Source organism: Trinickia fusca (assembly GCF_003628145.1).
Taxonomy (GTDB): Bacteria; Pseudomonadota; Gammaproteobacteria; order Burkholderiales; family Burkholderiaceae; genus Trinickia; species Trinickia fusca.
This window is the reverse complement of record NZ_RBZV01000027.1, coordinates 1-9,449: the sequence shown is the minus strand read 5'-3', so window position 1 is coordinate 9,449 and position 9,449 is coordinate 1. Positions and strand designations below refer to the sequence as shown.

General features: G+C 56.5%; 5 protein-coding genes and 2 pseudogenes. 2 read left to right on the top strand and 5 right to left on the bottom strand.

Going from position 1 to position 9,449, the window contains the following annotated elements; genetic code table 11:
• A pseudogene (locus D7S89_RS26905) lies at positions 1–1,017 on the bottom strand (DUF637 domain-containing protein); the annotation flags it as partial.
• Between the two features lie 1,889 nt (positions 1,018–2,906).
• Here D7S89_RS26905 and D7S89_RS26890 point away from each other — a divergent pair.
• Positions 2,907–3,497 (top strand): DUF4291 domain-containing protein, encoded by a 591-nt coding sequence (locus tag D7S89_RS26890; RefSeq protein WP_121281909.1) that lies wholly within the window; start codon positions 2,907–2,909, stop codon positions 3,495–3,497.
• 15 nt (positions 3,498–3,512) lie between these two features.
• On the opposite strand, the gene D7S89_RS26885 is transcribed toward D7S89_RS26890, so the two are convergent.
• Positions 3,513–4,115: a group-specific protein gene (locus D7S89_RS26885; protein ID WP_147426784.1), complete on the bottom strand. Its 603-nt coding sequence runs from the start codon at positions 4,113–4,115 to the stop codon at positions 3,513–3,515.
• Positions 4,112–7,006: pseudogene (locus tag D7S89_RS26880) on the bottom strand (DUF637 domain-containing protein); the annotation flags it as partial. The gene D7S89_RS26885 and the pseudogene D7S89_RS26880, both read right to left, overlap by 4 nt.
• A gap of 106 nt (positions 7,007–7,112) precedes the next feature.
• Between D7S89_RS26880 and D7S89_RS26875 the strand changes: the two are divergent.
• Positions 7,113–7,664, top strand: a complete 552-nt coding sequence (locus D7S89_RS26875; protein WP_121281907.1) for an RNA 2'-phosphotransferase — start codon at positions 7,113–7,115, stop codon at positions 7,662–7,664.
• A gap of 3 nt (positions 7,665–7,667) precedes the next feature.
• Here D7S89_RS26875 and D7S89_RS26870 read toward each other — a convergent pair whose 3' ends face one another.
• Positions 7,668–8,060, bottom strand: a complete 393-nt coding sequence (locus tag D7S89_RS26870; protein ID WP_121281911.1) for an SMI1/KNR4 family protein — start codon at positions 8,058–8,060, stop codon at positions 7,668–7,670.
• Between the two features lie 2 nt (positions 8,061–8,062).
• On the bottom strand, positions 8,063–9,449 hold a 1,387-nt coding region (locus D7S89_RS26865), incomplete at its 5' end, for a DUF6862 domain-containing protein (RefSeq protein ID WP_245983350.1).

The following is a 9,449-nucleotide window of genomic DNA, read 5'->3' as shown; positions in this document are numbered from 1 at the left end:
GCCGTCCGGATTGACCTCTTGCAGCAAGCCGCCGATCTGATTGAGCTGTGCCACGTTCAGCGACATCTGCCCCGCCGCGGCGCTCATGAACCCGCCAGGCTGCACCCTCGTGCCCGTGGTTTCCTCGTACCCCGCGTCAACGTCTTTGCCGGCGTTGGCCCAGACCTGCCCAACGTCAACCTGATTGGCGCGATTCGTCAGCGTTCCCGTATTGACCGTCAGCGATCCCGCCGACGCGATCGTGCCCGTATTCAACACGCTACCGCCGCTCTTGGCGTCACCGAAGTCCAGCTTCAGGCTGTCGCTCGCCACGATGTTGCCGCCCGCCGACAGCGCGCTCGCGTTGGCCGCCAGGTACACCTGCGGCATCAGCGCCGTTACCATCGGGCACGTGGCTACGCCGGTCGCTGTGCAACTGGGATCCGGCACGGTCTGCTCCACGTACCAGAGCATTGGCTTGTCCAGCGCGCTCACTTGCGCCTGTGTCAGCGCCTGACCTAGCTTCAGGCCATTAGCCTTCGCATAGTCGAGCGCATTCCCGTACAGGTAACCCTTCTCCTGCTCAGTCACTGACAGCTGGTTTTGACTGTCATACGAGAGTCCATCGACGAAGGCGGCCTTGCCCGTTTGCGCAAGCGCGACTTGCTGCAACAGCAGGTCTTCTTCTTGTGGGTTGTAGTAGAACAGCGTCGTGCCCGGCTGAAGCGACGACGGCAACTTGTCGAGCAAGTTTTGCGCGCTATAGCCCGCGGAGCTTGCAAGCGGTGCATCGAAATACGACGCCTTGCCTGCCTCCAACTTCTCGGGTGCACCGCTACCCATGACGTGAGGCAGCGACACGTGCAGTCCTGGCAGCGTCAGCGGACTGAGCGCTATGACCTGCGACGGTGCATTCACGAGCGGGGTATATGTGTTCGCTTTCGTGATGCCGTTGATGAGCTTCTGCCCTGTCAGTGCCACCGACGTGCCCAGCACATTCCCAACGTTTTGAATCTCCCCCGCCCGATTCGGGATTTGGCTAAGTGACCCTCCCAATTAAAGTATGAAGATAAATAATAAAATTGGCCTAGCGATCGAAAAATATTATTATCAAAAAATCTCTTCAGCCGCCTACACAAACTAACCCTCCGACTATTTTGAGCATAAAATTGGCCACCAGATTGCCAATCTGGCAGACATCTAGGCGGCGACACTTTGACGGACATCAAAATTATCGGCTAGACACCGTTATAAGGTGTGCCAACTGAATTTTCCGACGTGAAGGAAGCGTGGATCGCAGCTAGCTTCGCGCAGCCAAGGGGAAACACGTCAATGATCAGCCGAGCTACGCCACGTCCTGCGCTAAGTGTGCACTCTGTGCGCGTCCGGACATATGGGGGACTTTTAGCCGGCTACCTGCTGCTATGTTTCGTGTTATGGCTGTACGCACTGGTCTGGCGCCAGTGGATAGAACTGCTGAATGGTGCTACGTGGCCCGGCAATGCGGAAGAAATGTTCCGATCCCACGGAACAAGTTTTGCCGCCGCCCTAGCCCTACGAACTTTGCTGAACTTTGGCCCACTAATCGCATTAGGAATCGCGGTTGTTGAGTTTCTACTTATAAAACGAGAGAGTATTATGAAAGTCTCTGAGCTGCTATCTAGTCGAGAGACGGCCGTCCTAAACGCTGTAGCGACTGCCCTAGACCTCGAGTCACCCGAGCAGAGAGACAGGATGCTTGATGCTGCTCATAAGGCCGCAACCGCGTGGAACGAGGCTTACCTACCTCGTCTGATCGGTGATGCGGCCGCTCGGCAGATCATGGAAGCCGAGGTCGAGGCACTAAGGGGGCAAAAAACCGGGGAGGCGTAGATGGCTAGGGCAACGTCCTTGTTGAAACCTGGATCGCGTGCTGCTTGGGCGGTAGCACGAGCGCTGGCGGATGCCAAAAAATTCAATTCCTGTTTTGCTGACCAGATTGCCGCAGTGCATGCGATAGCGCATACAATCCGCGACGCTAATGGAAACCCCACCGCAATGGAGTTGGATGCTCATTTCAGAACGCTTAATGTGCCTTGCGGTTGCCTACCGCTGTGCAAATAGCAGGTCAAAAGAATTGTCCTCGCTGCACGGATAGTTGGGTCAACGCTCCCGATTGGGACGACGACAGATAGACGTATTCGCCTTCGACATAGCCCTGCCAAGTGGGGGGGCTGCTTGGTGGCAAACGGCGAGTGCGATGGCAATGACGTAGGGCAAAAGGCGGGCGGCCATGACACGCAGATGGGTCATGGCTTTTCCAGCAAAGAGCCGGGTGGCGCGCACGCGCGGCCGATGCCCGCCGCAGTGCGACGGCAGCCCAATGGCTTACGCAAGGCGAGCGCGTTCCGGTTCATCGGATCCAGTTTAATTGGCTGGTTAGTTAAATCAAGACCGGGGGAACGGTGGGGTGTGGGGTGGGTAACACCCATGGCTGACTTGACTTGCCGTCTCGTTCATTATTTAATAAGGGACGTACCAAGCGTTAAAAATTTTTGGTCCAGGGTGAAATAGGCTAGCGGGCCAAATTTAACGGACGCGAAGTTCACCATCTACGAGAATGCCCGGCGCCCCCCCAACAAACCTTTCGTCGCCAAGTCAATTCTGCAGTCACCCTTAAAGTGCTAGGATTGGACCGAAGCTGGGGGCGCGATGTGCAGCATCAAGCAGAGAGGCCGATTTGAGTTGGTAAAAAGCACGGTCGCTCAGCTTATCGCTGGGTCGCTTATACAGCGGAATGAGCGGTTTGGTATGGTCTTTAGCGCTTTACGTCTTTTTTATTTCACCCCATTCCTTCGAATCCTACGCCGTCTTGTGGCTGCTTCAGCACTTCAGAGACTGGGATCCTTTATGATCCACTAAAGTGGCATATGGGCTTAACGTAAAATATGAAAATACCAGATAAAATAGGACCCATTCCACCCCGCCAAATCCGCGCCTCGTACGACGATCGCACCATCAGGGTGTATCAAGCGTACTCGGATGCCATCGCCGATGCCGCTCTGATGCATGGCACGTTCGTTTCACCACCGTTCAAGATGGAGCGGATGACGTGGATAAAGCCATCGTTCCTTTGGATGATGTACCGCTCCGGTTGGGCGCTGAAGGACGCCGGGCAGGCCCGTATCCTTGCGATTGATATTTTGCACCAAGGCTTCCAGTGGGCATTAGCCCATAGCTGCCCAAGTCATCCAGGCGAGTCGATGAGTCAGAAAGAATGGCAGCATGCGAAGGAAAGTGCTCCTGTGCGCATCCAGTGGGATCCAGAGCGGGACCTGCTCTTACAGCCGCAGACACATCGAGCTATTCAGATCGGCCTAAGCAAGCAGGCCGTCGATCTCTACGTGCGGGAGTGGATACAGCACATTACCGACGTGACGCCACTGGCACACCGCATTCATGCGCTTGTTGTCCAAGGGGATTTGGAATCTGCGCGAGCTTTGCTGCCTGTTGAGCGTCCCTACGGCGTTGACTCCTAGAGCCAGCCCGAGTGTTTAATCTGGCTTGTCAGCGTTTTCGCGGCTGGCCTCCAGGGCACGACCACGCTTGTTCAGTTCATGGAGCAAATCTCTGCCGTCCACGATCCAAAATTTGTCTGCCGACGGAAATATCTCTTCAGGGTAGGTATTAGCGAAGTCCACAAACTCACCCACCCACCCGTAAGGAACATAGCGTTCCAGGCGCGGGCCATCATGATAAAAACCAGCAAAGCGCTTGTTATCAAAATCAACGAAGGCAATCGGAAACAGAAAGCCCACATCCCACCATGACTGCGCACCAGGGAATCTCTGCAAGAGAGCCTGCCGCAAAAACTGAAGACTCAATTTATGAACTTCTGGCACACTCATAAATTCATCGATTGTATTTTGATCAACAACCACAATGCCTGACCTTTGAACCACCCCCACGCTCAAATCAGGAACTTCGTAGCCCGCCGCAACAAACTCATCTCGCCATTTTTTCCAGTCGAGCACCAAGTTGTCGCGATTTGTCAACAGCCAATGAATGATTCCTTTGTGACGCACTGCAGCAACAGCGTATTGTGGGTCAAGCAATTCAGCGGGAGCCGACCCTAAAATTTTTTCGAGACTTGTCATTTCACCTTCCCTGATCCCGGAATCGCATTTTCCTGCAGCCACTGTCCCCATGGAGATGGGAGTTCGTAAGAGCGACCAGGAGTTGTTGGATCAACAATCTTTGGAGCCAGCTTATTTTGATTCAAAGGGTTACTGTTATAGCCCCATTGAGGAATTGCATTTTCTTGAATGAAATCATCCATCCACGAAGGTATTTCAAACGAAGTCACCGTGCTACCAGGGCGCAACGTCTGGAAATACTGTGCATGCGAAGCATCGCCAATACTGACGTTCAGTGTCCCATTTTTAATAATCGGGTTGCCGTTACCATCGAGTGTGATAAGCGTCTTGCTTGCATCGGGCATCACGCCACCCTGCACTCGGTACACAGTAGAAGCGCCGCCAGCGCGGGTTGCTAGTGCAGCCTCATCCGCTGCAAACACGCTCTCCGCTCCCTCGATAATACCCTCTTCCTCCCCTGCAGCACCGGACGATTCGCCGGCCATTGATATCATGTTCATCGTCAACTGACCGTCCGGTGAAGCCATCCATGTCGCCGCACGCTTCCCGCCGGAGGCCAAGCTCGATGTAACCGAGTTCGCTGCACCCGTTACCGCATTCTTCAGCGACTGGAGTTTATCGCTCAACGAATTGTTCAGGACCTCGTTCTCTGCCGCACCCAACCCGCCCAGGCTGTTCTGCCCGGCCGCGCCAGCCAGCCCACCGCCTGCCAACGTCGACGCTGCTGTCGTCAACCCGTTCAGCGTGCTGTTGTCGTAGGTCGTCACCTTCACGAGCGAGCCATCAGCGCCCTGCTCGTATTTGACGGTTTCGTTCCCGTCGTACAGCGCGTCACGAACGAGCGGTGCCACGATAGCGCTCGTTGCTCCCCCAATGGCCCCACCTGCACACCCCGTGCCGCTCGCCGCCGACAGTGCGCAACCGAGCCCCGCATGCGCTAGCACATAGCCGGGACTGCCCTCGGCAAGCACCGAATCCTTGTTCATCGACGCAGCACCAATCGCCCCTGCACCGACCGCACCAACATCGCTGATCACGCTGTTTTCGAAGGCGCGCCCAAAGCTACCCCCTTCGACCGCCGTATCGATACCCGCCGTCACCACCCCGCGCTCGGCAATCGTCCCCACCGCCTGCCCAAGGTCCGACAACGTGACGCTACCAACGTTGTTGGCAATCTTGCTGCCGAGCTGCTGCAAGCTTTGCGTACCGGCACCCAGTGCGGCGAACGCACCCGTTGTCAATGCGCCAATCGCACCGCTCTTTAGGACCTCGCCAAAGTTCAGGCCCTGGCCAGACGCCAACTGACTCACCGCGCTCCCAACCATGCCACCCAGCGCGCCGATCGCGACCGAGCTGACCGACAGCGTCGTCATCGCGACGCCCGCTAATGCCGCCGCCGCTCCCATCGTGATAATCGAAGCTGCAATCGCAATCACCGCAACGACAACCATCGGCAGCCCGCTCTCTTCTTTCACGAAGTCCGTATGCAGATGATCCGTGAGCGTCTGCTGCGTGAAGTTGCCCCCCAACTGCTGGCCGAGTGCGGCAAGCAACTGCTTCGTGCCCGCATCGTCGACCACGCCATCGGCGTTCAGCTTCTGCAACGCACCGCCGATCTGGTTCAGCGTCTGCACATCGAGGCTCATGTTCGCTGCACTCATGAACCCGCCCGGCTGCACCACCGTGCCCGTGGTATCGATGTACCCGCCCTTGACCTTGCTCCAGATCTGGCCTACGTCGACCTGATTCGCTTCGTTCGTTAGCGAAGGCGTCTCGACCGTCAGCGTATCGGACGCCGTGACGCTACCGGTATTCAGAATGCTGCCGTGCCCATCGCCCTTGAAGTCGAGCGTCACGTCCTTGCCGATGATGTTGCCGCCCGCCGCAAGTGCCTGCGTGTTCGAAGGCAAATACACCTGCGGCATCAACGCGGTGACCGTCGGACACGTGGCTACCCCTGTCGTCGTGCAACTGGGATCTGGCACGCTCTGCTGTACGTACCAGAGCATCGGCTTGTCGAGCGCGCCTACTTGCGCTTGCGTCAGCGCCTGACCCAGCTTCAGGTCATTCGCCTTCGCATAGTCGAGCGCGTTCTTGTATAGGTAGCCCTTCTCCTGCTCCGTCACGGACAGTTGGTGTTCGCTGTCGTACGTGAGCCCATCGACGAATGTCGCCTTGCCCGTCTGTTGCATCGCCACTTGTTGCAACAGCAGGTCTTCTTCCTGCGGGTTGTAGTAGAACAGCGTCGTGCCCGGCTGAAGCGACGACGGCAATTTGTCGAGCAGGCTTTGCGCGCTATAGCCAGGGGAGCTTGCAAGCGGCGCATCGAAGTACGACGCCTTACCTGCCGTTAACTTCTCGGGCACACCACTTCCCATCACGTGAGGCAGCAACACGTGCAGCCCTGGCAATGTCAGCGGACTCAGCGCAATGACTTGCGACGGTGCATTCACGAGCGGGGTATACGTGTTCGCTTTCGTGATGCCGTTGATGAGCTTCTGCCCCGTCAGCGCCACCGACGTGCCCAGCACATTCCCGACGTTTTGAATCTCCCCGCCAGAGGTGATCGAAAGGTTCGGCGCCTGAATCGTTGCAGCGATATTGCCCACCGGCTGCGGCGGATCAATCACGCCGCCTGTGCGCGTGTACGCGTCGCCATACAGCGCCGTGCAGTCGGCTGCCGAACCGCAGGCCCAAATGTCATGACGCTTATCGTCGCTGAAGTCCCCCGTCTCTTGCACCCAATGCGAGTGCCAATAGGCATTCAGAGTCTGTGCCTCGTTGACGACGGGGCCCGCAACATTGATCTTTGCGCTCGTGCCGGCTGAAATCAGGCTACCGATGTTCGTGAGACTGCCCGCGTTGATCTGTAGATTGTTCCCCGCGCTGATCCGTCAGAAGCCATCTACGTCACTTCGCATACATCTCGCCAACCCGGACGCCGCCTGCAGGAGTAGTATTGACCTTGCCTCGATCATGATCCAGGAAACGTAATAAATGGGCACAGAAGAGAATCGCCTTAACGAAATTAGTAAATTCTTGAGTTATGTCCTCCGTCACCAGCCAGACGCCATAGGTTTACAGCTTGACGATCAAGGATGGGGGGACATAGACTCCCTTATCATTGGCGCAAACAAACAAGGCCATAAAATAAATCGCAGCGTTATTCAAACGGTGGTAGCAATCAACGACAAAAGGAGGTTCACCATCTCCAACGATGGCCAGCGTATCCGAGCCCTACAAGGACATTCGACAACAGATGTTCGATTGCGCTACCCCGAAAAGGAGCCTCCAGAACACCTCTACCACGGCACGGCGACACGCTTTCTTCACTCGATTCGAGAAGAAGGCATTAAACCTGGCGCTCGCCATCATGTCCACCTATCGCAAGACAGGCAAACTGCCATTGCTGTCGGCAAAAGATATGGAGCCCCATCAACGCTCAAGATAGAAGCCCTGAGGATGCACCAACAAGGCTTCAAGTTCTTTCTTGCAGAAAATGGCGTGTGGCTAGCTGATTACATTCCGCCCAGCTTTATCGTTGAGTAGCCGTCATATGTCATCGTGATTTTCTGATTTATAGCGGCGAGACTCCTCCTCTGCCGCCCTAAGCCACTCAGTAAAGTTGGTAACGCTGCCTCGGTCCTCCCATCCGGGAGAGGCGTACGCATGAACATAATAGACCCGTGGATCAACGGATGGTCCGCTCGCATCGAAGCAAGCGACATCATCAGAATCCTGCATCTTTGCAAATGGAATTAAATGTCGATTCGGATATAACCGCCGAAGCGCATTTATCCAAGCATCAGCATGATCCTTGAATTTACAAAAAAACCACCATGGCTCCAGATCGGGAATTGGATCTCTGGCCACAAATTCAAGAAAGGAGCAAGGAAACAGAAACCCATTAGGCAACTGCTCCTCATTAAAAAGATAACGCTCCATCATTACCCCCCAGGTTTACCAGTTATGCGAGGTGGCTGATATGCACCGTTGGGGTTCACCCTTCCGAACCCTCCCGTTTGGCTGCCAATGCGCCCCGAAATTGCCTCCCCCCAGGTTTTTGGGTTAAAGCCTTTCTCCGGCTTAGCAAAACGACTTAGCTCCTCTGAAGTCAGTGGGTCATTGAAGCCACGAACATTGGCCTGAACATTGATTCCAGCCTCTCTAGCGGCAGCAATACGTGTATTGTCCATACTTGTCAAATTGCCATCCGGCATCTCGACTACATCAACCGGAGCACCCTGCCAGCCATTGGTTCTCATGCTCTGAACCAAATCATCATAGGTGTACGCCCCTCCCGTCAGACGATCTGTTTTGTTGAACGATACGGTATTTTGGGAGAATCGGACATCGTTAGCAGACAGCGTTTCGAAAGCCCCCACACCATTTGTTGCTACGGAGTTGGCAGCCCCTGCCGACGAATCCAGCGATGTCGTCACCGGCCCCGCTAAGCGGCTCGCGTCCGCCGTGCCAAGGCCAAACCAGTTGCCAATCTTGCCGAGCAATCCCACACCCGGCAGTTCGACCGGCACAAGTTGCAGCCCATCGGCAGTGCTCTGGGCGATCTGCCCATCGAACGAGCCCGAGTAGATGCCCGCGTATTTGTCCGGCAGGTTCTTGATCGCCGGCGCGTTCGGGTCGAACGCGTACATCGTGCCGTTGACGGCGTGCACATCATTACCGGCCGCCAGCGCCGCGGCAACCTGCGACCGACAGGCCGGACTGCTGAAGGCGCCCGCACAAGCACTCGCTAAATCTGCATCGCGCTTTTGAGACAGTGCATCCCACTGCCTGGCGGCCTTGCAAGCGTCGCTATCTCCGCTTGAACACGCAGCAGCGACACGGTCGGAGCGCTCCTGCTCCGACGGCGTCATAGGGCTCGGGCGTCGATGGCTGAGGTAGTTATTCAGTGTCTCGTTTTCCGCCGCCGTCATTGCGCCCTGCACATTGACGCCCGCTACCGCCGCCAGCCCCCCAGCAGTTAGCATCGAAATCGTCGTCTGCAGTGCAGCAGGCGTATCACCGCCCAGCAACTGATCGACCTTGCTGTTGAAGAACGCACTAGCCGCCCCGCCAATGGCCCCACCCGCACACCCCGTCCCCTCAGCCGCGCTGGCAGCGCACCCCAGCGCGCTGTGCATGCCAACGTACGCTAGTTGTCCCGGCAGCCCATCCTTAGTCAAACCGTGATCGAGATTGAACTGACCAATCACCCCGGCTCCTACAGCCGCGACGTTGCTCACTGCCGACATTTCAAGGGCTTGCCCGAAACTCCCCCCATACGCCGCTGTATTAAGCGTCGCCGACACCAAGCTCTGGCCGACGACCTCC